Consider the following 24,910-nt stretch of genomic DNA (forward strand, 5'->3'; position numbering starts at 1 on the left):
GCAGTTGAACTGCCTTCGTGCCCTTGCCGCCTCGGCTTGGCCTAGCTCGAGGCTAGGAGTCGCCGCCCGCGTTGCCGGAGGTTCCGGCGTTCGGGTTGTTCAGGTCGTACTTGGCGTGCGCCTTCACCGCGGTGTCCGCCGGGATCTCGCCGCGTTCTGCCAGCGAGGCCAGGGTCTTGACCACCAGGGTGTGCGAGTCGATCTTGAAGAAACGACGCGCCGCGGCACGGGTGTCGGAGAAGCCGAAGCCGTCCGCGCCCAGGGTGTGGAATTCACCCGGGACGTAGGGGCGGATCTGCTCCGGCACCGCACGCATGTAGTCGGTGGTGGCGATGACCGGACCGGTGGTGGACTCAAGCTTCGAGGTCACAAACGGCACCGGGCGAGTGGAGGATGGATCGGTGAGCACCTTGTCGTCGGCGATCTGGCCGTCGCGCGCCAACTCGTTCCAGGAGGTCACCGACCAGACATCGGCGGAGACACCCCACTCATCGGCGAGGATCTGCTGGGCTTCCACGGCCCAGGCAAGTGCCACGCCGGAGGCCAGCAGCTGGGCACGCGGCCCGTCGGTGGTCGCTTCCTTCAGCAGGTAGATGCCCTTGACGATGCCCTCGACATCCACATTCTCCGGCTCGGCAGGCTGGGAGATCGGCTCGTTGTACACGGTGAGGTAGTACATCACGTTTGGATCTTCGTGCTTCCCGCCGTACATCCGGTCCAGGCCCGAGCGCATGATGTGCCCGATCTCGTAGCCGAAGGCCGGATCGTAGGTGACCACTGCCGGGTTGGTTGCGGCAAGCAGCGGCGAGTGGCCGTCCGCGTGCTGCAGGCCCTCGCCGGTCAGCGTGGTGCGCCCGGCGGTGGCGCCGATGATGAAGCCGCGGGTCATCTGGTCCGCGGCCGCCCAGAAGGCGTCGCCGGTGCGCTGGAAACCGAACATCGAGTAGAACACGTAGATCGGGATCAGCGGCGCGTCGTGGGTGGAGTAGCTGGTGCCCGCGGCGGTGAAGGCCGCGACTGCGCCGGCCTCGTTGATGCCCGGGTGGATCAGCTGTCCGGCAGGGGATTCCTTGTAGGCCAGCACCAGATCGCGGTCCACCGACAGGTAGTTCTGCCCGGCCGGGTTGTAGATCTTGGCGGTGGGGAAGAAGGAGTCCATGCCGAAGGTGCGCGACTCATCGGGCACGATCGGCACGATGCGGTGGCCGAAGTCCTTATCGCGCATCAGGTCCTTGAGCAGGCGAACGAAGGCCATGGTGGTGGCCGCCTGCTGCTTGCCCGAACCGCGCTTGGCGAAGGCGTAGGACTTGTCCCCGGGCAGGGAGATCGGCGCGCTGGTCTCCTTGCGGCGGGTTGGCACCGCGCCGCCGAGTTCCGCACGGCGTTCCATCAGGTACTTGTACTCCGCGGAGTCAACACCTGGGTGGTAGTACGGCGGTAGGTACGGATCGGCTTCGAGCTGCTCGTCGGTGATCGGGATGCGCAGGTGATCGCGGAAGCCCTTGAGGTCTTCCAGGGTCAGCTTCTTCATCTGGTGGGTCGCGTTGCGCGCCTCGAAGTGCGTGCCCAGGCCGTAGCCCTTCACGGTCTTGGCCAGGATGACCGTTGGCTTGCCCTTGAACTCGGTGGCTGCCTTATAGGCCGCGTAGACCTTGTGGTAATCGTGGCCGCCGCGCTTGAGATTCCAGATCTCGTCGTCGCTGTACTCGGAGACCAATTCCTTGGTCTCCGGGCGCTGGCCGAAGAAGTGCTCGCGCACGAATGCGCCGGACTCGGCCTTGTAGGTCTGGTAGTCGCCATCCGGGGTCTGGTTCATGACGTCGACCAGTGCGCCGTCCGGATCGGCTTCGAGCAGGGCATCCCACTCGCGGCCCCAGACGACCTTGATGACGTTCCAGCCGGCACCGCGGAAGAAGGCCTCGAGTTCCTGCATGATCTTGCCGTTGCCGCGCACCGGACCGTCGAGGCGCTGCAGGTTGCAGTTGACCACGAAGGTGAGGTTATCCAGCTTTTCATTGGCTGCCAGCTGGAGGAATCCGCGCGACTCCGGCTCGTCCATTTCGCCGTCGCCCAGGTAGGCCCAGACGTGCTGGTCGGAGGTGTCCTTGATGCCGCGGTTGTGGATGTAGCGGTTCAGCTGCGCCTGGTAGATGGCGTTTGCCGGGCCCAGGCCCATCGACACGGTTGGGAACTGCCAGAAGTCCGGCATCGAACGCGGGTGCGGGTAGGAAGGCAGCGCGTGGCCTTCCTTGGACTTCTCCTGGCGGAAGCCGTCCATGTCCTCTTCGCCCAGTCGTCCTTCGAGGAAGGCGCGGGCATACATGCCCGGGGAGGCGTGGCCCTGGAAGAAGACCTGGTCTCCGCCGCCGGCGTGGTCCTTGCCGCGGAAGAAGTGGTTGAAGCCGACCTCGTAGAGGGTGGCCGCACCGGCATAGGTGGAGATGTGTCCGCCGACGCCGATGTCAGGGTGCTGGCCGCGGTGCACCATGATCGCTGCGTTCCAGCGCATGAATGCGCGGAAGCGGCGTTCTACGGACTCGTCGCCCGGGAATTCTGGTTCCTGGTCCACCGGAATGGTGTTCACGTAGTCGGTGGTGGTCACGTGTGGGACACCGACGGATTTCGCGCCGGCACGCTGCAGCAGCGAGCGGATGATGAACTGGGCACGTTCGGTGCCCTGCGCCTCGACGAGCGAGTCGAATGAGTCCAACCATTCCTGAGTTTCCTCGGGATCCCGATCGGATAGCTGGTAAGTCAAACCACTACGGATCTGGGAGATGTGTTCCTCTACAGCCACGGAAGCTCCTTGATTGAATTGCGGCTCCGTCGATCTGGTCTAAGTTTTGGACCGTTCAACGGGTTGGGACTTTGAGACAGGCACACTTGAGTGACGTGAGCATCTCGTTTCAACCCATACTCTAGTTCTTATGGGGAAGTGAAAAGTACACGTTTTTGACCCAAAAACGGCTTATATCTGACTTATTGAGTGACATGTGCAACTCAGTACAGGAGCTATGTGGGCAATGGTCGTGTAAGAATGATGTTAGTCACAATGCATCGAGGTAGAATTACCGGCGTGTTACGTCGTTAGCGCTTGAATGGGACAGCAAAAGAGTGTTTTGTTGTTAGTAACGCTTTGTAGCAGCAGGAGGAAATGAAGTGAGCGACGCCGTATCGGCAAACCTGGAACCCGCTAAGATTATGGGTTTCAAAGATGAAGACCTTATTCAGGAACTGGGCTATGACGAAGACGTGGACTTCGATCTTCGCGATGCTATCGAGGACCTGACCGGTTCAGAATTGCTCACCGAAGACGACCACGACGTAGTCGATTCAGTCATTTTCTGGTGGCGCGACGGCGATGGTGACTTAGTCGACGCCCTAATGGATTCATTGGATTGCCTTGATGAAGGTGGCATTGTTTGGCTGCTAACCCCTAAGCAGGGTCGGGCCGGACATGTGTCCCCAACCCAGATTCAACAGGATGCTCCCACCGCGGGGCTTCATGTAACTACAACCGAGGGTGTCTCCGAGGATTGGTCCGCCATCCGCCTGGCACCACGCAAGAAGAACTAATGATCGAAACAGGTTCACGCCTGTTCGATTTCTCGCTGGAAAATCAGTACGGCGAAACGATCACCAGCACCCAGCTCGCTTCGGGCCGGGTGCTGGTGGTTTTTTATCCGTGGGCATTTTCCCGCGTCTGTGGATCCGAACTGGCAGAAATCCAAGAACACCACCAAGCGTTCCTCGATCGGCAGGTGCGAGTGGTGGCGATCTCGGTGGATCACAAGTTTGCGCTGCGCACCTACGCCGAGCAGCTTGGAGTCGAGTTCGACCTGCTTGCCGACTTCTGGCCACATGGGGAAGTAGCCCAGGGAGTCGGCGCCTTTGACGAGGAAAAGGGTGTGGCAACGCGCCTCTCGCTGTATCTGGTCGACGGTGTGGTGCAACGTGCCTTCACCAGCGCCATGGCGCAACCCCGACCCCTGGGCGACTACCTCGAAGCCATCGACTCCTCCCAGTGATGCAGTTCACGCCAGGAATGGCCCTGTCGATTTGCGCGGTAGGAAAAATGCCGGTAAAGTTATTTCTCGTTGGCTTGGGGAAACGCAAGACAGCATAAAGGTTTGGGCCTTTAGCTCAGCTGGTAGAGCGTCACGTTTACACCGTGAATGTCATCGGTTCGATCCCGGTAGGGCCCACCAAAGTAAAAGCCTCTCTCACTTGGTCATTTAGACCTGTGAGGGAGGCTTTTGTTGTTTCTGGTGATTCTGCTAGGTTTTCAACTTCCGCTTGTTTCCAAGGGTTTACAAACGCTTCCCGGAGCTAAACCCGTAGGGAAACCGTAAGGCTGCGCCGCCGACAGTATGCTCTCCAGCCTCGATGCCACATCATCCAGATCCTGATCGAATTAACCCGCGTAGGTGTCCAGAGTGATCGAGACCGTCGCAGGCCCCAGCATCCGCTGCACGGCTTTCACGGACGCGCCAGACTGCACCAGGCACGAAGCCGCGGAATGCCGCAGATCGTGCACCCACAAACCGGCCGGCAGCGTCACCCCGGATTTGTCTCCCCGCGCTCGTAGCTATGCTGCATTCGCATTCCCTGCGGCTACAGCGTTGCCGAAATCCCGGCGCTTGAAATTGTTGGCCTGCATCTGCAGGCCACGGACGGTCGTGAACAGGAAATCATCGGGCCGTCGCCCTTTCACCAGCTCCGCCAGCATGACAACGAGGAATGGGGTCACAGAAACAGTACTGGCTTTACCGGACTTCGGCGGCCCAACTACCGGAGACCCTCCGCGCACAAACACCATGGCACGCGCCAGGCGAATGCGTCGGCGCTTCAAATGCAAGTCCTTCACTCGCAGTTCGACGGCTTCGCCAATGCGTAGGCCACAACTGGCAAGAAGCCACATCATGGGCCGGTACCGTTCATGGATAACGTTGGCCAGAGACGTCGTTAGTCTGAGGAACGGCCAGGAGCCGGCCTTGAATTGTGTCGACGGTGCGTGCAGCCAGTTGCATGTTGAAGACCCAATCCTGGACGTCGCGTTTCCGCACGGCGCCCACGTCCGACACAACACCAGCAACCAGCTATGCGAGGCGCACACCTCGGACAAAAAACCGCCGTCATTACACATGCCAATGGCCACCGGGCGTAGCGCCCGGTGGCCATTGAAGCTACCGACTAACCCTTGGTGCTCCGGGGATCATTCCCCTTCGGGATGGTATTCTTGTCCCTGATCGGGCCCCGAGTGCTGTGCAGGCTCAGCTCGCCTCCACCGCGATTCGAAATAATCTCATGTGCACGCCCATATGCCTGTGCCTGCGTGTTCGTATACTCCGAGACGCGAGAGTTATCTTGGCCTTTGATTGCCCAGCCCTTGTCGGTCTTGAAAACGTTGTAATCGTTGGAAGTCAATTGCTTCACCTTTCATAGCTTATGAGTAAAGGTGCGGGTGAATGCTGTGAGTGTGCTGCACTCACCCGCCGTTGTCAGTTGCCGCTTAGCGGCGGACTGGCTGAATGCGGATCGTACGTTTGATCCGGATCTGGATGCGACGAGTTGCCATAAGGCATCTACCTTCCCTGGGCAGGGGATACATCACAGCGAGACTGTCAAGATTGACAGTCCGACCATTCACTCTTAGGCTTGTGGAACGAATTCAATTCCAAATGAATCATTCCCGAAGTGATGTGCGTACCTGCTCATAGTTTTGGACCCAAAGGCAAGAGTGTTATCAGCGCTCTTGCCTTTTTCTATGGGTATTGAGTGAAATCCTCACCAACGGGTTCAATACTACATCTTGTGTTTGACCGGTCAAGCGGCCACAAGATGATGTATTACAAGTATGTCATTCCTCCACCGAGCCGTCCACAGCCGCTGTGGATATTAACGGTCATTTAAACCGCGATTTCTCGCGCTCGGCCACAACTTGTCCACAGCCTCGAGGATGGTCGATGTGGTTTAAAAATTCTTCATGTGAGAAGTTCCTCGGCGTGTTCCGAACGCTTATTTTCTGCTAATGAGAAGGAACTTTTTCCTCTCAACGATAGTTTTCGTTCAGGAACCCTAGGAGGTGCATCGTGTCCGCCGCATTTGATTTGGCGGAGTACGCTGCGCGAATTTTTGAAGCGCCTGAACATGAGTGGGAGACCCTCGGCCAGCTGGCGAAGGCTATCGAGCCGACAACTATTCAGACCCCGGCGTTGGATATCAGTGACGAGTATCTGGTCAAAGTTGAATCCGGCGAGGTTGACCGACTGATCGTCAGCCGTCCACCGCAGGAGGGGATATCCACCCGGGTCACCACGATTGGACCGCTGTGGTTCCTCACCCGAAAGCGTGACCGGCGCATCGCTATCGTCTCCTACGCCCAAAACCTTGCTGACGAGTTCGGTAGGAACATCCGAAACCATATCTCGTCGAACAGCGGCGAAGATGAAACTCTCGACCTCGGCCTACGCGTCGCGAGGGAAAAGGTGCTGCACGGCATTGGAAACTGACGCAGCCGAATGCGGTGTCCGTGCAGTCGTGATCCGTGGCGGCCTAACCGGTCGCCCCGTTGACGCACTGTTCATCGACGCCCCCATATCGAACCTCGAACAGGCATACTCGAAAACGTATCGAGAGCAAGCGTGGGGATTCTGGCAAACAGTCGGCATGACCCGACTCGCACCCAGCGCACCAGTCGTCCTAGTCCTCACCCGCTGGCACCCTGACGACCTCGCCGGCCGCCTGATGGCCGGTGAAGACGGTGATCGTTGGACCGTCCTCAACATTCCTGTCGAAGCGAAGGAGAACGACCTGCTCGGCCGCAAACCGGGGGAGTGCCTCGACTCAGCCCGCCAACGCACACCACAACCGTGGGAACAGATCCGTGTCGCGGTCTGCCCAGAATTTGGCTGTCCCTATACCCAGGCAACCCCACACTCGACGACGGCGGTGTTCTGCCGACTGAGCGGGCACGCTATGAGCAACCAATGTGGATCGAACAAGCCGACGGATCCTGCCACGTTCCAGGCATAGAACCCGACGACCACGAACTCATCCAATCCTGGGACCTCGCCTTCAAGGGCGAAAACACCTCGGACTATGTTTTGGCCAAGTCTGATTGCGCGTCGGCAACACCGCGTACTTGCTCGACTAGTTTCGCCGGCGGATGAACTTCAACGAATCCTGCGAAGCGATCAAAGCAATGACCGCAAAGTGGCCGGAAACCAAAGCAAAACTCGTCGATGACGAAGTCAACGGTCCTGCGGGTAAGAAACCACTACAGGTAACTGTGGCCGGCTGGTTATGACTTGGACGAGTCTGAGCTAAACACGCTCGTGTGAGCGCGGCCAGTTCGGCCGGTTCCTGTTCCCAAACGCGATCAAGCCAGAGCGTGTTCGTAGGCCCAGGCAGCGGCCGCGGTGCGCGATGGCACCTGGATCTTGATGAAGATATTGCTCAGGTGCCGGGCGACCGTCTTCTCGCTCAGATAGAGCTTTTGCGCAATCTGCCGGTTGCTGTGTCCGGCAGACACCAATTGCAGCACTTGGACCTCGCGAGCGGTCAGTCCGCCCGGAGCGGGTTCGGCGTGGCCGACCTCCTGCAGCAGCGACTGGGCCGCGGCGCGTTGCGGAGTGGCGCCCAGCTGCTCGAAGGTGGCCGTGGCGGCCTGCATCTCCGCATGAAAGCTGCGGGTGTCACCGACCGCCAGCAGGGTACGGGCCAACAGGACCCGGGAGCGTGCGCAGAGATAGGGAGCGCGGATCTGGCCGAAGTCCTGCACCGCCTTGCGGGCATAGGGCAGAGCTCCGTGGGCATCATCCTTGGAGAGCTCCAGATCGGCGTGGGCATAGGCGGCCGCGGCCAAGGTGATCAGGCAGCCGGTGGCATCAGCCTGTCCGTCCAACTCGCTCAGCAACCGCTCCGCCGCATCCCGGGTGCCCAGCTGCAGCTCGATTTCGATGCCGGCCGGCAAGAGCGCGAGGCGTTGGGCGGGCAGCTGGCGTTCGTCCAGGCACCGGCGGATGGCGGCCAGGGCAGCGTCGGTTGAGCCATTGGCCAACCACAGCAGTGCTAGTCCCGGCTGCGGGTCGCAGCCATGCTCCGCCGCAGCCTGGTAGGCCGTCTCGGCGGCATCGAAGTCTCCTTGGATGCGCAGCAGATCCCCGCGTTCGCGCTGCGCAACCCCTGCGGAATAGGGCTGGGAGCGGAGCTCGAAACGTTGGCAAGAGGTGGTGAACTCGTCGATGGCCGCACCCCAGGAACCGCGCAAGGCCAGGATCTGCCCGGTGTGCAGCGAGCATTCCCCGCCGAAAGCGGTAATCTGCGGGCGCTCCGCCCGCCAGCTGGCCAGTGCCTCGGTCCATTGGGATACCCGGTCGATGGCGCCGATTTCCTGGCAGGCTTCGATGGCGGCGCACCAGACAAGACCGGTGGGTATGGCCTCGCATTCCCCGGCCAGGACCAGGGCCATGGCCTCGTCGAGCATGTCGAGGCCGGCCGGCACCCGCCCGGCGTAGATGCTTGAGCGGCCGCTGGCAACCAGGGCCAGCGCCTGCAGGTCCGCGTTGTGGTGAATGCGTCCGAGCCGCAGGATTTCGGCGGCTTGTTGCGTCACGACGGCAAATCCGCCGCTCAGCAGCGCTTGATGCAGCTGCAGCACCCCGTGGTACCCGGCGGCCACCTCAAGCGCTGGTGGTAAGCCGTCGGCGGCGGATCCATGCTCGGCCAGCAGGGAGCGCGAGCGAGCCAACCAGCCATTAAACAGCGCGGGCTGTCCGCTGGTGCCATAGATCATGGTGATCCTGAAGGCCGCCTGCAATGCCTGCGCCGGTTGATGTTGCTCGCCGAACTTCACGAATGCCTGGTGCAGCAGGTCAAGACCGCGGGCGGATTCGCCGGTCAAATGGGCGTGCGTGCCTCGGGCCATCAGCTGCTCGGGCTGCAGATCCTGATGCTCCGGTTGGTGCGCTGGGTCAGATTCGGGATTATCCATGGGCGTAGCCTCACTTGCGAGGCTACGCCCATGGAATTTGCTATGCAATCATTCGCTCGGTGTCCGCGGCCTTGCGCGGGCTCGATGCGCGGGGGATGATCTGCCGTGCGACGTAGGCGGCATCGCGCCCCACCCCGAAGAGGTTCATCGAAGCCTCCGAGTGCTGGAAGGCCAGTCCGCAGAAGTACAGCCCCGGCACATCCTGGGCGACGCCGCGGTATTCGCGCGGCCAGCCGGATTCATCGAGCACCGGCAATTTCAGCCAGGAGTAGTCGTGGCGGAAGCCGGTGGCCCAAATGACGTTCTCCACCTCCAGCACGGTGCCGTCGGCAAGCACCGGCTGGCCGTTGCGAACCCCGGTGACTCGCTGCTCGTGCCATTTCACGCCCCTGGCGGCCAGATCCGCGCGTTTCACCCGGAGCCGCGGCGCCCCGTGCTCCAGAACCTCGAGGCGCTTGCGCCGGCCGAAGGGGGTGCTGCGCGTTTCCAGATAGGTGTGGGCGAACATCACCAGCGGAACGACCAGGTGGATCAGCGGACTGCCCCAGGGCACCGGGACCTCACCGGTGTCGCGCCCGCTCAACATCGTCGGGTGCCGCTGGGCAACTTCCCAAGCGATATCGCAGCCCGAGTGCGAGGCGCCGACCACCAGCACCGGGCCGGGCTTGAGCTGTCCCGGGCGGCGGTATTCGCTGGAGTGCAATTGCAGGATCTGTTCGTCGAGCTCATCGGCCAGCTGCGGGATGGCCGGCAGCTGGCCAAAGGGGCTGGTGGCGATCACTACCTGCTCGGCGTGGATTTCTCCCGCAGCGGTTTGTGCCACGAACCGCTGCCCGTGCCCGGTGAGCGAGCTGACCCGCGCCCGGCAGAGCACCGGCAGCTCGAAGCTGGCCGCATAGTGCTCCAGGAAGTCGGCCAGTTCGTCCTTGCTGGCAAAGCCGCGGGGTTCGCCGGGGAACTTCATCCCGGGCAGATGGTTGACCCGATTGGTGGTATACAAGCGCAGCGTATCGTACTGGTGGCGCCACTGGTCGCCGATCCGTTCCCCGGCTTCCAGCACGAGGCAGTCTCCGCCGCGTTCCTTGAGCTGCTGGGCCGCGGAGAGCCCGGCCTGGCCGGCGCCGATGACCAGTGTGTCGACGTTGCGCACCGGCTGGGTGGGTGTTGATTTTTCCTGCTTGTGGTTGGACATGACATCCTCCATGCGAGCCATGGAAATCAGCGAAGGCTTCGCTGGTTTACGGTGCCGGGAAGCCCCCGAACCGATCATGGATTTCACCTTACGCAGCCAGCGGCCAGGTCCGCGTCGGGCGATTCACGCAACTTCGCGACGCGGGCTCATGGGTAAAAATACCCATGGCCGCGGCATCGTGAATGGTGCTTGTGCACGCCGGCGTGGGAAACTGGAGGCATGAGTGCTCCCGAAGAAAACGTATGGCTCGCCGCGGTGCGCGCCAATCCCGACCATGCCCAGAACTATGCTCAGCGGTGGCGGAAAATTGTCGCCGAGGGCAACGATATCTTCGGTGAAGCCCGAACGATTGATGCCATGGCCGAGCGGGGGAGCCGGATACTCGATGCCGGCTGCGGCACCGGTCGCATCGGCGGCTGGCTTGCCGAGCGCGGACACCAAGTAGTCGGCGTCGATCTGGATGAGCACCTCATCTCGGTGGCCCGCGAGGACTACCCGGCAGCGCAGTGGCACGCCAGAAACCTTGCCACGTTCACGCTGGACGACGAGTCCGGCGCGGCCCAAGAATTCGACCTCATCGTCTGTGCCGGAAATGTCCTGACCTTCCTAGCCCGGACTGAGCGGCTGCCTGCGTTGCAACGGCTGCGCGGGCATTTGGCGCCGGAGGGCCGCCTCGTCGTCGGCTTCGGTTCCGGGCGGGGCTACGATTTCGCCGAGTTCGAAGCGGATGCGGCGCAGGCCGGACTGGAACTGCAGCAGCGCTACTCCAGCTGGAATATGCATCGGGCGGCCGACGACTTCCTGGTCGCCGTGCTTGGACGCAAGGACTAGTTGTGTCTTAGCGTTTGGCTTGCAGCCGCCACAACGAGGTGACTTCCCGCGAGCGCGCCGCGTGCAGAACGTCCGAGTGGTCCTTGGCACGGGCGTGGGTAGGGGAGGTGTCGAGCCGGTCGATGATCTCCAGTCCCGCATGATCGATGGCTTCCAGCAACAGCTCACGGGTGCGCAGGCCGAGCAGCTCGGCGAGGTCCGAGATGATCAACCAGCCCTCGCCATCTTCGGTCAGGTGTTCGGGCAGTCCGCCCAGGAACTGCAGCAGCATTTTGCTTCCCGGATCGTAGACCGCCGCATCCAGCGAGCTTGGCGCGCTCCCGGGCAGCCACGGCGGATTGCAGATCACCAAGGGGGCCTTGCCCGCGGGGAACATGCTGGTCAGCTCGGCTCGCGCAGCGTCTTGGAAGCCCAAGCGCGCAAAATTATCGTTCGCGCAATCAACCGCGCGCTGATGGATGTCCGTGCCGAGCACGTTTTTCATCCCACGGGCCACCAGCACGGCGGCCAGCACCCCGGTGCCGGTGCCGATGTCGAAGGCCAGCTGGTGGGTATTGAGCGGTGCCTTGGCCACCAGGTCAACGTACTCGTGGCGGGTGGGCAGGAAGGTGCCGTAGTGGGGGTGGATCTTCGCTCCCAGTGCGGGAACGTCAACGCCGTTGAGGAACCACTGGTAGGCGCCGAGCATGCCGGTCAGTTCCTGCAGGCTGACTACCGCGTGGCCCGTTGCAGGCTGCGCCTGTTGCGCGTAGCCGAATGCCACCGCGGAACCGACCAGCGGGGCCCGGGACAGCGGCAGCGTCGCGGTGCCGCCGGGTGTGTCGAAGTTCAGCGGGACCAGGAGCAGGGACATCATCCGTGAGCGCTGGGCGCGGGATTGCCGGATGGCATAGAACTTCTCGGCGTCGGTCAGCGGCTTGCGGGAGGCCTTGCCGGTGCCGGCCTTGGCCAGGCGGCGGTCGATGGCCGCCAGCAGCTGCTTGGCATTGTGGAAGTCGCCGAGCCACAGCATTGCGGTGCCCCGGGCGGCATTTCGCATGGCCGCATCCGCGGTGAGGCGATCGTCGACGACAACAAGATCTTTGGGCGCCGAGCGCGCATTAGCCGACCACCAGCTGGCCGAGGTGCGTACGCCCTCGTGTTCCCAGCAGATCAATTGATCGGCGGCAATGGGTGCGTGAGAGATAAGAATCCACCTGGTCGATTCGTGGTGCTCACCCGATTGGCAACCGCGCACGAGCAGAACTGCTGCGAAGTTCGATAGTTCCAATGATACCGAGGAAACCGGGCCGGCGTGCTCCGATCTCCGGCTTGCCGCCGTTGACGAAGATCACCGTGCGCGAAGCGGACCTGCGCCCAGAACGCGCTGGCTGTGCATATGTTCCGCTGCATTTTCACTAGGTCAAAACCGCCTCTGAGGGCCTGTGACCTGTGTGTTCCAGGGGGTTCGGGAAAACCTGGTCGGCCGGCGCCGGGCTTTGCGGAAATGGTCTCTTCACTATCGGGTGGGCGAGTGCTATCTTTAACTTTGTAATGCAAAGCGCTTTCCACCGCGAACTACTTTGTGGATTGCGCGAACGGCTCGGCGAGGGAGAGGTAACGCCATGGACAACAAGAATGGGCATGAGGTGGATCCGGCCCGGATCCTGCAGGGCATCGAGGTCGACGCGCGGCAAACACGCGAGGCCCTGAGCCCGGATCAGCGCTTGCTCTTTTCGCTCTGGGGGACCGGGTGGGTTATCGCCTTCCTGGCGATCTTCTTCACGTTCGCACCGCTCGGCGCACCGTTGCTGCCCAGGTTGCTCGGGGTCGGTATCGCGGTGATCGCCTTCGTGCTTGCCATCGTATTCTCGGCCGTTCACTCGGCCAAGCGCGCGGTGGGCACCAAGGGTCCTTCGATGGTCGAAGGCGCGATCTACGGAAATACCTTCACCCTAGGCATGATCTTCGCCGGACTGCTCGGGTGGCGCCTGCATGCCTCGGGGCTCGACGCCATGGGCTTGCTGGCCTTCTCGCTGGCGGCTCTGTGCCTGGTGGTCGGTGTGCTGGTGGTCGCCGGATCGCTGATCTGGAATGATCGGACCCAATTGATCTTCGGCGCGTGGATTCTTCTCGTCGGGCTCATCTCGCTGGCGGTGCCAGCCCCCTATAACCTCTTGGCCGGTGTGCTCGGCGGACTTGGGCTGATCGCCCTGGGGCTGCTGCATGGCGCTCGGCCCGCATTGGTTTCGGGCGAGGTGGTTCGCGGTGGGCATGCAAGAGCTTGACCCGGTGATCCATGCGCAGGCAAGACTGCGCACCATCACCGTGCTCGATGCCCTGCGCGCAGGCGACAGCATGTCCTTTCCCAAACTCCAGGGGCTGCTGGGAATGACCTCGGGGAACTTGGCGACGCACCTGCGCAAGTTGGAGGACAGCCAGTATGTGAGCGTGGAGAAGATCCTCGAGGGGCGATCGCCGGTCACCTACATTGCGCTCACGAGCAAGGGCCGCGCGGCCTTCGAAAACTACAAGCAGCAGCTTCGTGCACTGCTGGCAACAACGCCTTAGCGGAACTGTCAGCCAACGCCAAGGTTCCGGACAGTTCGCACTAGGCCTTGGTAGGTAGCGTCGGAAAAGTAAGTTGTTCGATCAATTGATAGGAGAACATCCAATGGGTTTGGGCGATAAGTTCAAAAACAAGGCGCAGGAAGCCTCCGGCAAGGTCAAAGAGTCCGTAGGCGACGCAACCAACAATGAGAACCTGCAAGCTGAAGGTGTCAAAGACCAGGCAGCTGCCAAGGCCAAGCAGGCTGGCGAAGCAGTGAAGGACGCCGCCAAGGATGTCCGCGACGATCTGAACAAGTAAACGATTTTTGGCCAACGGCACTCATCGATTATTCGATGGGTGCCGTTGGCGCGTCCGGGGTCCAATGCGATTGCGGCGGCGTTCCTAGCGAGCCGCTGCGGCCTCGCGAAGGGCCCTGGCCACCGGCAGCGAGCTGTCTTCTTCCTCGGCCAGCAGCCGAGCGATGCGCGAGGCGTTGGCGGCGTAGTGGTCCGTGGACAGCGTCTGTTCTATGGCGGCAGTTAGTCGGTCGACGCTCAGATCCTTGTACTTCACCGGCTCCACGCCCGCGCCTAGCGCGTGTACCCGGGCGGCCCAGAAGGGCTGGTCGGTGAAAATTGGCACCGCGATCGTGGGAACCCCGGCGCGCAAGCCTGCGGCCGTCGTGCCTGCCCCGGCATGGTGGATCACCGCGGCCATCTGCGGGAACAGCCACTGGTGCGGGGCAGCTCCGATCCCGAGAATGCCCGGCTCGCTGATTTCTAGGGCACCCTGCAAGATCGCCCGTCTGCCGCTGCGACGCGCCACGTCGAGCATGAACTCCGGATCCAGCGCCTCGGTACTGCCGAAGCCGATGAACACCGGAGCCGGGCCCTCGGCGAGGAAGTCGGCCAGCGCGGAAGGTGGCGTCCAAGCTTCATCGCTTGCCGGCCACCAATACCCGCAGTTGCTCAAGCCCGAGCGCCAGTCCGCGGGGCGCGGGACGATCGATGAGCTGAAGCCATGCAATACCGGGGCGTTGGCACGCCTGCGTTGGCGTTCGCCGGAGGCCCGGGTGCGTTTGGGCAGTCCGAGGCCGGCGCGGATCCGTGCCACCGGGGCGTCGTACGGTGCTTTGCCGGAGCCGATGAGGGAACCCAAGGCCTTGTTTCCCAGGGCGCCGAAGCTGCGTGCGGTGCCTAGGACCATCGGCGCATAGGCCGCGCTGGGCTCGTTGGGCTGTAGATGAGCGCCGATCACCGGGATGCCGAAGGCTTCGGCGACATCATAGGCGTAGGGGGCGACCGAATTTGCGATGATCACATCCGCGCCCTGTTCGGCCGCTTCGAGCGTGCCGGTGGCCGCCGAGTCGAAATAGGCCCCGAGCTCGCGCATGTACCAGGACAATTGGCTGGCGCTCGGTTTGGCCCCCGGGGCGGCGGGGCTGACTAGCGCACTCATGTCACCGGGCAGCTCGTGATAGTTGCATCCGGCCGCGGTGATCAGCGGTGCATGCGCGGCGTTGGCGGCAATGGACACCGCAAAGCCGTGCTCCTGCAGTTTTTTGCCCAGCCCGGCCATCGGAGCCACGTCGCCCCGAGTGCCTGGGGTCACCATGAGTACACGCATTTTTCTCCCTCGATACTTAATTGCGATCAACGTTCGCAATTAAGTATATAGTCAAATGGAAGCAAGGGATTACACCAGCCAAGGCGCAATTGGGAGGAACACCGTAGTGAAGCAAAAGCAACCGGCCACCGTTGGGGCCTGCGCCCGGCGCAGCACCGGCCCGAAGCCCCAGCACTCGCGCGAAAAGATTGCCCAGGCGGCCGTGGAGCTGGCAGACCGGGAGGGGATCGGCGCGGTCTCCATCCGCGGGGTAGCCGCTGAAATAGGTTCGGGCGCGGCCTCGCTCTATCGCTATGTGGACTCCGTTGAGGAATTGGTGGATCTCATGATCGACCAGGTGAGTTCCGGCTATGAGCTCAATGGCCTGGACGGTAGCGCCAGCGAGCAGCTGCTCGCCCTGGCCAGGCAGGGGCGGAACATCATGCACCGGCATCCGTGGGTGGCGCCGCTGCTGCTGGCCAAGCGCGCGCTGGGGCCGCACACGCTGGCGTATCTGGAGCGCGGATTGGCGGCGCTGCAATTCACCGCGCTCACCGGGGCCGCAAAACTTCAAACCATCGCCATGCTGACCGCCATCACCTCGGCCTTCGTGCAGAACGAACAAGGCGAACCGGCGGGCGACGGCGACGGGAAGGGCGCAGCAGCACTGATCTGGGCCCTGGGGACGGGCAAGTACCCGCTGCTGGCCGAGTCGCTCGCCCAAGGTCCGGCGAGCGTGGATCAGGACCAAGTCTTCGCCACACTCGTCACCACTTACCTGCGCGGCGCAGGGCTGGACTGAGGCCACTTGGCGGGGCATCGGCCCGCTAGGTGTTGGCCATAGTCTGAAATCTTCTTTGCGGCGGTGACTTGGTGTGAAAGCATTGGCAGATCGTAGTTACCACGAAGACCGGGAGTTCATTATGGCTTCACCAGCCGAAGCGACCATGGCGCAGATCAACGAACTGATCAGCCTCGATACCACCAGCCGCGACAGCAACCTGCCACTGATCGACCTGGTGGTCGGCAAGCTCGACGCGGCCGGCATCAGCTCGCAGCTCATCCACAACGAAGATGGCAGCAAGGCGAACCTGCTGGCCACCATCCCGGCGGCCGACGGATCGCGTACCGGAGGCATCGTGCTGTCCGGACACACCGACGTGGTCCCGGTCGACGGGCAGGACTGGTCCAGCGAACCATTCAGCGCCCAGGTCCGCGACGGCAAGCTCTACGGCCGGGGCACCTGCGATATGAAGGGTTTCATCGGCGTCATCCTGGCCAAGCTTCCCGAGCTGACGGCCGCGAAGCTAGCCGAGCCGATCCACCTGGCCTTGTCCTATGACGAGGAGGTCGGCTGCGTGGGTGCGGTCAGCCTGGTGGAGGAGATCACCCGCCAGGAACTCGCCCCGCGCGGAGCGATCGTGGGGGAGCCGAGCAGCATGCGCGCCATTCGCGGGCACAAGTCCATGAACGTTTTCCGAGTGGCGTTCAACGGCGTCGCGGCGCACTCCTCGCTGCCAGGCGAGGGCCTGAATGCGATCTCCTACGCGCTGCGCTTCGCCAGCTTCGTCGAAGAGGTCTCCAAGGAACTGCGCACCGACGGCCCGTCGGATGCCGCCTTCATCGAGCCGACCACCACCATGAACGTGAACCGCATCGACGGGGGCATCGCGGTGAACACGATCCCTTCGCTATGCGTGGTGCACTTTGAATTCCGTTCGCTGGCGGTCGTGGATCGCGCAGCGCTGATTCAGCGTTTCCGCGACTACGCAAGCGAGCTCGAAGCGCAGATGCAACAGGTCAACTCGGCAGGTTCGGTGGAGTTCGAGCAGATTGCCGGCGCCCCGGGACTGGAAACCGTCCAGGACGCCGAGATCGTTGGCCTCAGCGCCGCCTGCGGTGCGATCGCCACCGACGAAAAGGTCACCTACGGTACCGAAGCCGGCCTGTTCTCCGCCGCCGGAATCCCCACCGTCGTCTGCGGCCCGGGCGACATCGCGCAGGCGCACGCCCCGGATGAGTTCATCGAACTGCAGCAGCTCGTTGACTGCGAGAACTTCATTCTGCGTCTGGCCGAAGAGCTGTCCGCATGAGCACCAGCGAACAGATAGCTACCCCGCAGCAGCTGGCCGTAGCCCGCAAGGCGGTTATTTCCTCCTCCATTGGCGCCGCCCTTGAGTGGTTCGACATCATTGTCTACGCCACCTTCGCCACCACCATCGCCAAGCTGTTCTACCCGGAGTCCAATGCGAGCTTCGCGCTGATCCTGACCTTTGCGACCTTCGCCATCTCCTACCTCATCCGGCCGCTGGGCGGCATGGTGCTCGGCAGCTATGCGGACCGCAAGGGCCGGAAAAAGGCGCTGACGCTCACCTTGATGCTGATGATGGTCGGAACGCTGATCATGGCGGTGGCTCCCACCTATGCGATGGTCGGGGTCTGGGGTGCGCTGATCATCCTGCTCTCACGCATGATCCAGGGCTTCTCCGCCGGCGGCGAGTTCGGCACCGCCACTGCATTCCTGATCGAAAGCGCGCCGCACAAGAAGGCGTTCTACTCCTCGTGGCAGGTCGCCGCGCAGGGCGTCTCGATGCTTTTGGCTTCCGGATTCGGCTACGTGCTGACCACCCAGCTGTCCCAGGAGTCCCTGGAAAGCTGGGGCTGGCGTGTGCCGTTCTTCGTAGGCCTGCTCATCGGTCCGGTGGGACTGTATATTCGTGCGCGCCTGGAAGAGACCGAGGAGTTCATCACCACCAAGAAGGTCAAGTCCCCGCTGGGCGAGTTGTTCAGCCAGCATTACGGGCGGCTCCTGGCCGGATCGGCGGCCATCGGCGTGGCCACGATCTCGGTGTACATGATCTTGTACATGCCGACCTTCGCGGTGACGAATCTGAATATCCCAGCCGATGCCGCGTTCCTCGGCGGAGTTGTCGCCGGCACCATCACGCTGATCAGCGTGCCATTGATCGGGCACCTCGCTGACCGGGTGGGTCCGGCAAAGGTCATGACCTGGGCTGCGGTCGGCGCGCTGGTGCTCGCCTGGCCGCTGTTCAAGCTGATGACAAGCAACCCGAGCATCCCGGTGATGATCCTGGTGATCGCCTTGCTTGGCGTGATCATGTCCTTCTACTTCGGACCGTTGCCAGCCTTGATTTCTTCGCTGTTCCCGGCAGCCATTCGCGGTTCGGGCATCTCGGTGACCTACAACGTCGGGGTGACCCTGCTCGGCGGAATCGCGCCGCTGGTGCTGACCTGGCTGCTCAGCGTGACCGGATCCTTGGACGCGCCGAGCCTGTACTACATGGCCATCGCCGTGGTTTCGTTGATCGGCCTGGCCTTCATTCGCTTGCGCTACAAGCTGCGCTAGCCCTCGGGCGCGGCCCCAAGCCAAACGGCTTCGATCTTCCCTTGTGGAAGATCGAAGCCGTTTTTCGTTGCGCGCCCCTAGCGGACTACCAGCAGCACCGCGGTCCAGTGGCAGAGGAAGGCCAAGACCGTGCAGGCATGGAATAGTTCATGGAATCCGAAGACCGTAGGGATCGGGTTCGGTCGCTTCATCGCGTAGAACACCGCACCCACGGTATAGAACAAGCCGCCAGCCAGAATGAGCAGCAGAACCGCAGGGCTCGCTGCCCAATAGGAGGGGATATCCATGACCGCACCCCAGCCGAGCAGGATATAGAGCGCTACGGAGAACCAGCGTGGTGCTGATGGCCAAAAGGTCTTCACCAGAACCCCGAGTACGGCGCCGGCCCAGATGATCGACAGCGTCAACGTGGCTTGCGGCCTCTCCAAGATCTGGATGGCAATCGGAGTATAGGTACCGGCGATCAGCAGGAAAATATTCGCGTGGTCGGCGCGCCGGAACCAGACCATGGTCTGCGGACTCCAATTGCCCCGGTGGTACATGGCCGATGTCGCGAACAGCGTAATCGAGGTGAGCACAAATACGGCGGTAGACCATTCCGCGGCCGCACCCTGAGCGAGAACCACCAAGAGCAAGCCCAAGATGATGACCAGCGGGGTGCTCCACGCATGAATGACACCGCGCCATCTGGTCCGTTCGGTTCCTGGGGTCGGCTCCCGACGTTTCCTCGGCGGGGTCGGCTCGTTGGCTTCGGAGAAGTTGCCTGTCATGCGGTTCCTTAGCTAGTCGAAGACGTGTGCCTAGTTGCTTGAAGTCTACGTGAGACCAGCAGCTTCGTTTTCCACACTATTGGGCATCAAATGCGCCGATGACGTGTCTGTGAACGAAAGGCATTCGTCGTTCAAGTCGCTCAATATCGGCTCTGCCTCCGGCCCTCGTGCCGGAGCGCTCTCGGGGAATTGGCGGGTTAAGCTACCTATGTGGTTGAAGATTCCGTCAAAGCTTGCTGTGGTCGATCAGCAAGCCCGATCACCTCTCAACCATCGTCATTCACTTGCGCAAAGGGGAGAGGCAAATACTGCGCCGTCTTCTAGCCGTGCTCGCGATTGGCTCGGTAGCTTCGGTCGACATTAATCATGTGGCGGCACTGAAGAATGCGTGGATTTCCGGAGGCCAGAAACTGCCCCAGCCGCAGCGGCAGACGTTAGCCAACGAACCGTTGAAACTGATGGCTTCCTCGGCGTCGGCAAATCGCCAAAAAGGCGCAAGAACGCGGCCGAGTGGATGCCGAAAAATAAATCCTTCCGGTGCCAATATGTGGCCACCCAGATCAGCGTGAAGAAAAAATACGCCTTGCCGGTAACCAAGGCCGAAAAGAATGCCATGAAAAAGGTCCTGAGAAGTTGCCGGAGCCAAAGGCTGCCAAGGTAAAGCCGATCAAGCCAACCAGTAAAAAAAGACACTGCCACGCCGCAGATTCCGGAGAACATCAAGATCAGATACGCGGCGGGCAGCTAAGCCGGACGCGCGACTACGCTGGAGGATCTAGCCGATTAGCGGGGGATGGCAAGGCAAGGGGCCCGGAAATCGATTAATGTCGATTTCCGGGCCCCTTGAGACCTTAAGCCCGAGGACTAGGCGCCTCGGGAGCTGATCAAGCCCGTTTCTTGGTGATGAAGCCCCAGATGACCAGGACAATGAGCGCACCGCCGATGGCGAGCAGCCAGCTTGAAAGCGACCAGAACTTATCGACACCAACATCGAAGATAGCGCTACCGATCCAGCCGCCGACGACAGCGCCGACAACACCGAGCAGCAAGGTCATTATCCAGCCGCCGCCTTGCTTGCCTGGCAAAATTGCTTTTGCGATAGCTCCGGCAATCAATCCCAGAACTATCCATCCAATAAATCCCATGGTTCTCTCCAATGGTCTAACTATCAGAAGTGGTCGGGTTTGACCTACTTGGTGGTGACACTACTCGCCTTTGAGTAGGAGTTCCACGTCCTTGGCAATTTTTTAGGAGAATTTTTGGAAAACTCTCAACCGCCGCCTGAAGGTTTACGAGTATTCGCGGCGACCCGCGAGCTGACATGCATGGACTCTGTGGAGCTCGGATTTGAGGGATTTTTTCCTTGACACGCGAGGGTGGCGCTTCTAGTCTGTTTAAATCTGCTTTTATATCAAGCAAGGCCAATAAAAGCTGATATATGTTTCGCGCACGACGGAGTGAATAATGACATTGAACAACCTGCCCATCATCGTGATGGGCGTTTCAGGAAGCGGCAAATCCACCATTGGAGCCCTTCTCGCCGCTCACCTAGGGCAGGAATTCATCGATGGGGATGCGCTGCATCCGGAGGAAAATCGCGCCAAAATGGCCGCGGGAATTGCCCTCGAGGATGCAGACCGCACCCCATGGCTGCAGATCATCGGCAACACCTTGGCGTCGAGCCGTACGGCAGGCGCACCGGTGGTCATCGCTTGTTCTGCACTCAAGCGGGCTTATCGAGATCTGATTCGATCCCACGAACCGAGCACACTCTTTGTTCACCTCACCGGTGGCAAGGACTTGATTGGCGAACGCATGGCGGCGCGAGAACACGAGTTCATGCCGAGCTCCCTGTTGATCAGCCAGCTGGCTACGCTTGAAGAACCAGGCAGCGATGAGCATGTGCTCCTCGGGGATATTGCACACACTCCAGAGCAAATCGTCAATGATCTGCTCCAGCAGCTCCAACTCCAGCACTAGACCCGAAGCGCTAATAACCTCCATTGATCAAGGAAGACAATGACATCTGAGCTCGAAATGAACTGGACGCTGGGAACCCCAGGCCTCCTTGGAGTAGCCGTGGCGGCCGTCGCGTTGCTGCTGCTGCTCATTATCCGATTCCGCGTCCACGCCTTCGTGGCGCTGGTGCTGACCAGCCTACTTACGGCCGTTGCCGCCGGTATTCCGGCAGGTTCGATCATCTCCACGATGACCAGCGGTTTCGGAAGCACCTTGGCCAGCGTGGCTCTCCTCGTGGGTCTGGGTGCAATGCTCGGACGGATGCTCGAAACCAGCGGTGGCGCCGAGGTGCTGACGAATTGGCTGATCGATAAATTCGGCGAGGACCGTGCGCCGCTGGCGCTCTCCGTCGCCTCGCTGCTGTTCGGCTTCCCGATCTTCTTCGACGCGGGCCTCGTGGTCATGCTGCCGATCATCTTCACCGTGGCTCGCCGCCTCGGCGGATCGCTGCTGTTCTACGGTATTCCCGCCGCGGCCGCATTCTCTGCCATGCACATCTTCGTACCCCCGCACCCGGGTCCGGTGGCAGCCTCCGGCCTGCTGGGCGCCAACGTGGGTCTTGTGCTGATCATGGGTCTGATTGTTGCGATTCCCGCCTGGTACATTGCCGGGCACCTGTTCGCCAAGTTCGTCGGCCGCAAGTTCGACATCCCGGTTCCCGATATCTTGGGTGCCGCGTTGGGCAACGGCCAGGACAAGAACCACTTCAAATCCTCCCCATCGGTCGGAACCGTTTTCAGCTTGCTGCTGCTCCCGCTGGGCTTGATCTTCCTGAACACCGGGCTGAACATGCTCGGTTCCGCAGGCGTGGTTGATCCGGAAGCAACCTGGGTTCAATGGTTGCGGCTCCTGGGTGAAACTCCAGTCGCGCTGATCATCACCGTCTTGCTCGGGATGTACCTGCTGGGTTTCCGCAAGGGCAAGGACAAGACCCTGATCGAGACGATCGTCGATTCGGCGCTCGGCCCGGTATGCTCAATCATCTTGATCACCGGTGCCGGTGGCATGTTCGGTGGCGTCCTGCGCGCCAGCGGAATCGGCGACGCCATTGCGTCCTCGCTGGAGAATGTCGGACTGCCGCTGATCGTTGCGGCCTTCCTGATTGCCGCCGTCGTCCGCGTGGCGCAGGGCTCGGCAACCGTTGCCTTGACCACCGCGGCTGCTATCGTCCAGCCCGCGGTGCTGGCCGACGCCTCGCTCAGCGCGCTGCAGGTAGTGTTGATGGTCCTTGCGCTGGCGGCCGGCTCGGTCATTGCCAGCCACGTCAACGACTCGGGCTTCTGGCTGATCTCCCGCTTCTTCCAAATGGACGTTCCCACCACCTTGCGGGTGTGGACCGTGAGCCAGACCCTGATCTCGCTCGTCGGTTTCGCCGTGGTCATGGTGCTCTATGCGATTGCCAGCATGTTCGCCTAGCCTCTTGGATATGTGGCGACAGCTTGCCTCCCGGAATCTGTGGATTCCGGGAAGCAAGCTGTTTAAGAATGCCGGGTAGTAGGTCGCCTGTCATCGGGCAGCTAAGTCCACCGCAGCCGTTACTTGCCGACTTTCGAGTACAGGGCGCGCACCGCGGCCCGTACTCCGGTGCTCAAGGTCGGTTCGAGCACCGGTGCGAAAAACGGTGAGTGGTTCGCCGGTGGGGTTCCGGCGGCCAGAGTTTTGGCGTCGTTTCCACCGAAATACCAGAACACGCTTGGCACGCCGATCGCCGAGCCAAGGGCTCCGAAATCCTCGCTTCCCATCACCGCTTGGCCCGGCAGGACCCGTTCCGCGCCGAATTCGGCGTGGAATGCTTCGGTGAGCCTCGCGGTTTCCGCCGGATCGTTGTAGAGCGGCGGGAAGTGCGAGATGTCTTCGATCAGTGGTTCCGGGGCACCGGAGGCGCCGGCTTCCATGGTGATTATGCGCCGGATCGAGCCAAGGACCGTCTCGCGGACCTTCGGGTCGAAGGTGCGCACGTTGAGGGTGAAGATCGCCCGGTCCGGAATCACGTTTTCCTTCAACCCCGCATGGAATGAACCGACGGTCACCACTGCGGCGGACTGCGGGGCCACCTGCCGCGAGACAATGGTCTGCAAGCGCATCACCATCGCCGCGCCGAGCACGATGGGGTCGATGGAATGCTCGGGCATCGAACCGTGCGAACCCTGGCCAAACACGGTGACCCGGAAGGAATCGGCGGTGGTCATCGCGGCGCCCTCCATGATGGTAATCGTTCCGACCAGCCCGTTCATCACATGCTGCCCGTAGATCACCTCGGGTTTTGGGGCCTTGTCCCACAGGCCGTCGTCCACCATGGCCTTGGCTCCGGCGGCCGTTTCCTCACCGGGCTGCAGAATGAAAACGATGCTACCGGCCCAATGCTCCGTTCCCTGCGCGTAAAGCTCGGCGGTCTTGAGCGCGGTGGCCATGTGGGTGTCGTGCCCGCAGGCATGCATCACCGGAACTTCGGTTCCGTCCTCCAAAACCCCGCTGGCCCGGCTGGCATAATCCAAACCGGTGTCCTCCAGGACGGGCAGCCCATCGGTGTCCGCGCGCAGGCCGATCACCGGCCCGGCCCCATTGCGCAGCACCCCCACCACCCCGGTGCCCCCGCAGCGGAACACCTCAAGACCAAGCGCCTCCAAACGCGCCGCGAGATACGCGGCGGTCTGCTGTTCCTGCATTGAAAGTTCGGGGCTGCCATGCAAATGCTTGTAGGTGTCGAGCAGATCGGCCGCCATGGCCTCGGTCATTTTCAGTGGCTGCGGGATGTTGCTCATCGGAGTTCCTGGTCCTTTGACAAGTAGGTGCGGCGGAACCACGCAGAATCGCCGCAGTGAATCGGCTCGTTGCTAATACACCGGACCCTCCGGCGGCACCTCGCCCTCGGAGTCTTCCGTGGACGGCAGGCTCTTGCGGTCGCGTAGCACCCAGGCCAGCACGGCCGTGGAGATCACGGTGATCGCGGTGGAGAACAGCGCCATCTTGGGGGAGAGCGGCGACAGCACGAAGACCACGATCAGCGAGACCACCAACGCGATCACCGCGGCGCGCGGGGACTTCTGGCTGACGATTGCCTGGATGAGAACCGCACCCATCACCGTGGGCAGGATGTAGACCTGGACGGTGTTCACGATATCGGCGGGAATCACGCTGACCAGCCAGGTGCCGAGCAGCCCGACGAAAATGAACAATGAGGTCAGGTGAACCGCGGCCGCACCACAGATGGCAGCGACCGAGGACAGCTCACCCTTGCGGGTTCCGGGCCTCACCCCGATGGTCGACTGGGCGATCATGGCCGCGGGAAGCAGCTTATTGGAGATGTTGCCAATCATGAACGCCTGGTACATGGACGAGGCGCCGAGGATCGGGTAATAGGTCAGCGGTTCAACGACCCAGATCACGCCAAAAACCGCCGCTAGGGCGGCGAAGGCGGCGAGGACACCGGCGAGTTCAATATCGAGCCCGGAGAAGAAGACCAGATAGGTCGGGGCCGCGAGAGAGAAAAAGAGGCCAATGATCATGGTAATCCGGCCCCAGCGCGAGGTGGTCTTGTCGAAGGTTCCGAGCGCCTCGTGGATTTCGGTGGAATTGCTCATGATGTGCTCCTTGAATCCAG

At 61.9% G+C, this 24,910-nt stretch carries 25 protein-coding genes, 1 tRNA gene and 1 pseudogene; 15 read left to right on the forward strand and 12 right to left on the reverse strand.

Annotated features, from left to right (window positions below; genetic code table 11):
* Positions 1-52: 52 nt before the first annotated feature.
* A complete protein-coding gene (aceE, locus tag CQ017_RS00100; protein ID WP_105552029.1) occupies positions 53-2,797 on the reverse strand; it encodes a pyruvate dehydrogenase (acetyl-transferring), homodimeric type in 2,745 nt (914 codons plus the stop codon).
* Positions 2,798-3,201: 404 nt separating this feature from the next.
* Between aceE and CQ017_RS00105 the strand changes: the two genes are divergently transcribed.
* From CQ017_RS00105 to CQ017_RS00115, 3 genes are all read left to right on the forward strand, one after another.
* Positions 3,202-3,576: a DUF3052 domain-containing protein gene (locus CQ017_RS00105; protein ID WP_096287059.1), complete on the forward strand. Its 375-nt coding sequence runs from the start codon at positions 3,202-3,204 to the stop codon at positions 3,574-3,576.
* Positions 3,576-4,028 (forward strand): redoxin domain-containing protein, encoded by a 453-nt coding sequence (locus CQ017_RS00110; protein ID WP_105552030.1) that lies wholly within the window; start codon positions 3,576-3,578, stop codon positions 4,026-4,028. The genes CQ017_RS00105 and CQ017_RS00110 overlap by 1 nt, the downstream gene beginning before the upstream one ends.
* 104 nt (positions 4,029-4,132) lie before the next feature.
* Positions 4,133-4,208 (forward strand) — tRNA-Val (locus tag CQ017_RS00115).
* A gap of 206 nt (positions 4,209-4,414) precedes the next feature.
* On the opposite strand, the pseudogene CQ017_RS18280 reads toward CQ017_RS00115, so the two are convergent.
* Both CQ017_RS18280 and CQ017_RS18520 read right to left on the reverse strand, forming a co-directional pair.
* Positions 4,415-5,146, reverse strand: a pseudogene (locus tag CQ017_RS18280) (tyrosine-type recombinase/integrase).
* 47 nt (positions 5,147-5,193) lie between these two features.
* Positions 5,194-5,436 (reverse strand): DUF2188 domain-containing protein, encoded by a 243-nt coding sequence (locus tag CQ017_RS18520; protein WP_105552033.1) that lies wholly within the window; start codon positions 5,434-5,436, stop codon positions 5,194-5,196.
* 656 nt (positions 5,437-6,092) lie between these two features.
* Here CQ017_RS18520 and CQ017_RS00135 point away from each other — a divergent pair.
* The 3 genes from CQ017_RS00135 to CQ017_RS17985 all read left to right on the forward strand — a co-directional run bounded on the left by CQ017_RS00135 (position 6,093) and on the right by CQ017_RS17985 (position 7,309).
* On the forward strand, positions 6,093-6,512 hold the full coding sequence (locus CQ017_RS00135) for a hypothetical protein (RefSeq protein WP_105552034.1): 420 nt from the start codon (positions 6,093-6,095) through the stop codon (positions 6,510-6,512).
* A gap of 157 nt (positions 6,513-6,669) precedes the next feature.
* The gene (locus CQ017_RS00140) at positions 6,670-7,035 is read left to right on the forward strand and encodes a hypothetical protein (RefSeq protein WP_146112390.1); all 366 of its coding nucleotides are present in this window, start codon (positions 6,670-6,672) and stop codon (positions 7,033-7,035) included.
* Between the two features lie 133 nt (positions 7,036-7,168).
* Positions 7,169-7,309, forward strand: coding sequence for a hypothetical protein (locus tag CQ017_RS17985; RefSeq protein ID WP_181150475.1), 141 nt, complete (start codon positions 7,169-7,171; stop codon positions 7,307-7,309).
* Between the two features lie 72 nt (positions 7,310-7,381).
* Here the strand turns inward: CQ017_RS17985 and CQ017_RS00145 are convergent, their stop codons facing one another.
* Both CQ017_RS00145 and CQ017_RS00150 read right to left on the reverse strand, forming a co-directional pair.
* Positions 7,382-8,995 (reverse strand): helix-turn-helix transcriptional regulator, encoded by a 1,614-nt coding sequence (locus CQ017_RS00145; protein WP_105552036.1) that lies wholly within the window; start codon positions 8,993-8,995, stop codon positions 7,382-7,384.
* Positions 8,996-9,035: 40 nt separating this feature from the next.
* A complete protein-coding gene (locus tag CQ017_RS00150) occupies positions 9,036-10,265 on the reverse strand; it encodes an NAD(P)/FAD-dependent oxidoreductase (RefSeq protein WP_258133426.1) in 1,230 nt (409 codons plus the stop codon).
* 141 nt (positions 10,266-10,406) lie between these two features.
* Between CQ017_RS00150 and CQ017_RS00155 the strand changes: the two genes are divergently transcribed.
* On the forward strand, positions 10,407-11,018 hold the full coding sequence (locus CQ017_RS00155; protein ID WP_105552038.1) for a bifunctional 2-polyprenyl-6-hydroxyphenol methylase/3-demethylubiquinol 3-O-methyltransferase UbiG: 612 nt from the start codon (positions 10,407-10,409) through the stop codon (positions 11,016-11,018).
* A 7-nt stretch (positions 11,019-11,025) separates the two neighbouring features.
* Here CQ017_RS00155 and CQ017_RS00160 read toward each other — a convergent pair whose 3' ends face one another.
* The gene (locus tag CQ017_RS00160; protein ID WP_308727284.1) at positions 11,026-12,288 is read right to left on the reverse strand and encodes a methyltransferase; all 1,263 of its coding nucleotides are present in this window, start codon (positions 12,286-12,288) and stop codon (positions 11,026-11,028) included.
* 334 nt (positions 12,289-12,622) lie between these two features.
* On the opposite strand from CQ017_RS00160, the gene CQ017_RS00165 reads away from it, so the two are divergent.
* The 3 genes from CQ017_RS00165 (at position 12,623) to CQ017_RS00175 (ending at position 13,866) form a co-directional block, all read left to right on the forward strand.
* Positions 12,623-13,285 carry a hypothetical protein gene (locus CQ017_RS00165; protein ID WP_096287001.1) on the forward strand — a complete coding sequence of 221 codons (663 nt, stop codon included), beginning with the start codon at positions 12,623-12,625 and terminating at the stop codon, positions 13,283-13,285.
* Positions 13,272-13,568: a transcriptional regulator gene (locus CQ017_RS00170; RefSeq protein ID WP_096287053.1), complete on the forward strand. Its 297-nt coding sequence runs from the start codon at positions 13,272-13,274 to the stop codon at positions 13,566-13,568. Before CQ017_RS00165 ends, CQ017_RS00170 begins: the two co-directional genes overlap by 14 nt.
* Before the next feature lie 103 nt (positions 13,569-13,671).
* Positions 13,672-13,866, forward strand: coding sequence for a CsbD family protein (locus tag CQ017_RS00175; RefSeq protein WP_096286999.1), 195 nt, complete (start codon positions 13,672-13,674; stop codon positions 13,864-13,866).
* A gap of 84 nt (positions 13,867-13,950) precedes the next feature.
* Here the strand turns inward: CQ017_RS00175 and CQ017_RS00180 are convergent, their stop codons facing one another.
* Entirely contained in the window at positions 13,951-15,174 is a 1,224-nt protein-coding gene (locus CQ017_RS00180) for a glycosyltransferase (protein ID WP_105552039.1), read from the reverse strand.
* Between the two features lie 106 nt (positions 15,175-15,280).
* On the opposite strand from CQ017_RS00180, the gene CQ017_RS00185 reads away from it, so the two are divergent.
* The 3 genes from CQ017_RS00185 (at position 15,281) to CQ017_RS00195 (ending at position 18,520) form a co-directional block, all read left to right on the forward strand.
* Entirely contained in the window at positions 15,281-15,955 is a 675-nt protein-coding gene (locus tag CQ017_RS00185; protein ID WP_181148256.1) for a TetR/AcrR family transcriptional regulator, read from the forward strand.
* Between the two features lie 121 nt (positions 15,956-16,076).
* The gene (argE, locus tag CQ017_RS00190) at positions 16,077-17,246 is read left to right on the forward strand and encodes an acetylornithine deacetylase (RefSeq protein ID WP_176484199.1); all 1,170 of its coding nucleotides are present in this window, start codon (positions 16,077-16,079) and stop codon (positions 17,244-17,246) included.
* Positions 17,243-18,520 (forward strand): MFS transporter, encoded by a 1,278-nt coding sequence (locus CQ017_RS00195; protein ID WP_096286993.1) that lies wholly within the window; start codon positions 17,243-17,245, stop codon positions 18,518-18,520. Before argE ends, CQ017_RS00195 begins: the two co-directional genes overlap by 4 nt.
* A 77-nt stretch (positions 18,521-18,597) precedes the next feature.
* On the opposite strand, the gene CQ017_RS00200 is transcribed toward CQ017_RS00195, so the two are convergent.
* The 3 genes from CQ017_RS00200 to CQ017_RS00210 form a co-directional block, all read right to left on the reverse strand.
* Positions 18,598-19,290: a hemolysin III family protein gene (locus CQ017_RS00200; protein WP_096286990.1), complete on the reverse strand. Its 693-nt coding sequence runs from the start codon at positions 19,288-19,290 to the stop codon at positions 18,598-18,600.
* Between the two features lie 360 nt (positions 19,291-19,650).
* Positions 19,651-19,905: a hypothetical protein gene (locus CQ017_RS17990; RefSeq protein ID WP_141393552.1), complete on the reverse strand. Its 255-nt coding sequence runs from the start codon at positions 19,903-19,905 to the stop codon at positions 19,651-19,653.
* 269 nt (positions 19,906-20,174) lie between these two features.
* Complete coding sequence (locus CQ017_RS00210; RefSeq protein WP_105552041.1) at positions 20,175-20,435, reverse strand: GlsB/YeaQ/YmgE family stress response membrane protein; 261 nt, start codon at positions 20,433-20,435, stop codon at positions 20,175-20,177.
* Between the two features lie 319 nt (positions 20,436-20,754).
* Here CQ017_RS00210 and CQ017_RS00215 point away from each other — a divergent pair, with 319 nt between their 5' ends.
* Positions 20,755-21,270, forward strand: a complete 516-nt coding sequence (locus CQ017_RS00215) for a gluconokinase (protein ID WP_217990385.1) — start codon at positions 20,755-20,757, stop codon at positions 21,268-21,270.
* Between the two features lie 39 nt (positions 21,271-21,309).
* Positions 21,310-22,725, forward strand: coding sequence for a GntP family permease (locus CQ017_RS00220; RefSeq protein ID WP_105552042.1), 1,416 nt, complete (start codon positions 21,310-21,312; stop codon positions 22,723-22,725).
* A gap of 119 nt (positions 22,726-22,844) precedes the next feature.
* On the opposite strand, the gene CQ017_RS00225 is transcribed toward CQ017_RS00220, so the two are convergent.
* Both CQ017_RS00225 and CQ017_RS00230 read right to left on the reverse strand, forming a co-directional pair.
* Entirely contained in the window at positions 22,845-24,071 is a 1,227-nt protein-coding gene (locus CQ017_RS00225) for an amidohydrolase (RefSeq protein WP_105552043.1), read from the reverse strand.
* Positions 24,072-24,143: 72 nt separating this feature from the next.
* Positions 24,144-24,890: a hypothetical protein gene (locus tag CQ017_RS00230; RefSeq protein ID WP_105552044.1), complete on the reverse strand. Its 747-nt coding sequence runs from the start codon at positions 24,888-24,890 to the stop codon at positions 24,144-24,146.
* Positions 24,891-24,910 lie beyond the last annotated feature (20 nt).

Origin of the sequence: Arthrobacter sp. MYb224, from assembly GCF_002975455.1 — a bacterium.
Lineage (GTDB): Bacteria > Actinomycetota > Actinomycetes > Actinomycetales > Micrococcaceae > Glutamicibacter.

What these genes read in the sequence shown, in the direction of transcription:
- CQ017_RS00155 (WP_105552038.1), top strand. Translation starts at nt 10,407, where the DNA reads ATGAGTGCTCCCGAAGAAAACGTATGGCTCGCCGCGGTGCGCGCCAAT.
- argE (WP_176484199.1), top strand. Translation starts at nt 16,077, where the DNA reads ATGGCTTCACCAGCCGAAGCGACCATGGCGCAGATCAACGAACTGATC.
- CQ017_RS00215 (WP_217990385.1), top strand. Translation starts at nt 20,755, where the DNA reads ATGACATTGAACAACCTGCCCATCATCGTGATGGGCGTTTCAGGAAGC.
- CQ017_RS00105 (WP_096287059.1), top strand. Translation starts at nt 3,202, where the DNA reads ATGGGTTTCAAAGATGAAGACCTTATTCAGGAACTGGGCTATGACGAA.
- CQ017_RS17990 (WP_141393552.1), bottom strand. Translation starts at nt 19,905, where the DNA reads ATGGCATTCTTTTCGGCCTTGGTTACCGGCAAGGCGTATTTTTTCTTC.
- CQ017_RS00175 (WP_096286999.1), top strand. Translation starts at nt 13,672, where the DNA reads ATGGGTTTGGGCGATAAGTTCAAAAACAAGGCGCAGGAAGCCTCCGGC.
- CQ017_RS00180 (WP_105552039.1), bottom strand. Translation starts at nt 15,174, where the DNA reads ATGCGTGTACTCATGGTGACCCCAGGCACTCGGGGCGACGTGGCTCCG.
- CQ017_RS00170 (WP_096287053.1), top strand. Translation starts at nt 13,272, where the DNA reads ATGCAAGAGCTTGACCCGGTGATCCATGCGCAGGCAAGACTGCGCACC.
- CQ017_RS17985 (WP_181150475.1), top strand. Translation starts at nt 7,169, where the DNA reads ATGAACTTCAACGAATCCTGCGAAGCGATCAAAGCAATGACCGCAAAG.
- CQ017_RS00140 (WP_146112390.1), top strand. Translation starts at nt 6,670, where the DNA reads ATGACCCGACTCGCACCCAGCGCACCAGTCGTCCTAGTCCTCACCCGC.
- CQ017_RS00225 (WP_105552043.1), bottom strand. Translation starts at nt 24,071, where the DNA reads ATGAGCAACATCCCGCAGCCACTGAAAATGACCGAGGCCATGGCGGCC.
- CQ017_RS00230 (WP_105552044.1), bottom strand. Translation starts at nt 24,890, where the DNA reads ATGAGCAATTCCACCGAAATCCACGAGGCGCTCGGAACCTTCGACAAG.
- CQ017_RS00150 (WP_258133426.1), bottom strand. Translation starts at nt 10,265, where the DNA reads ATGATCGGTTCGGGGGCTTCCCGGCACCGTAAACCAGCGAAGCCTTCG.
- CQ017_RS00200 (WP_096286990.1), bottom strand. Translation starts at nt 19,290, where the DNA reads ATGACAGGCAACTTCTCCGAAGCCAACGAGCCGACCCCGCCGAGGAAA.
- CQ017_RS00145 (WP_105552036.1), bottom strand. Translation starts at nt 8,995, where the DNA reads ATGGATAATCCCGAATCTGACCCAGCGCACCAACCGGAGCATCAGGAT.
- CQ017_RS00220 (WP_105552042.1), top strand. Translation starts at nt 21,310, where the DNA reads ATGACATCTGAGCTCGAAATGAACTGGACGCTGGGAACCCCAGGCCTC.
- CQ017_RS00110 (WP_105552030.1), top strand. Translation starts at nt 3,576, where the DNA reads ATGATCGAAACAGGTTCACGCCTGTTCGATTTCTCGCTGGAAAATCAG.
- CQ017_RS00210 (WP_105552041.1), bottom strand. Translation starts at nt 20,435, where the DNA reads ATGGGATTTATTGGATGGATAGTTCTGGGATTGATTGCCGGAGCTATC.
- CQ017_RS00165 (WP_096287001.1), top strand. Translation starts at nt 12,623, where the DNA reads ATGGACAACAAGAATGGGCATGAGGTGGATCCGGCCCGGATCCTGCAG.
- CQ017_RS00195 (WP_096286993.1), top strand. Translation starts at nt 17,243, where the DNA reads ATGAGCACCAGCGAACAGATAGCTACCCCGCAGCAGCTGGCCGTAGCC.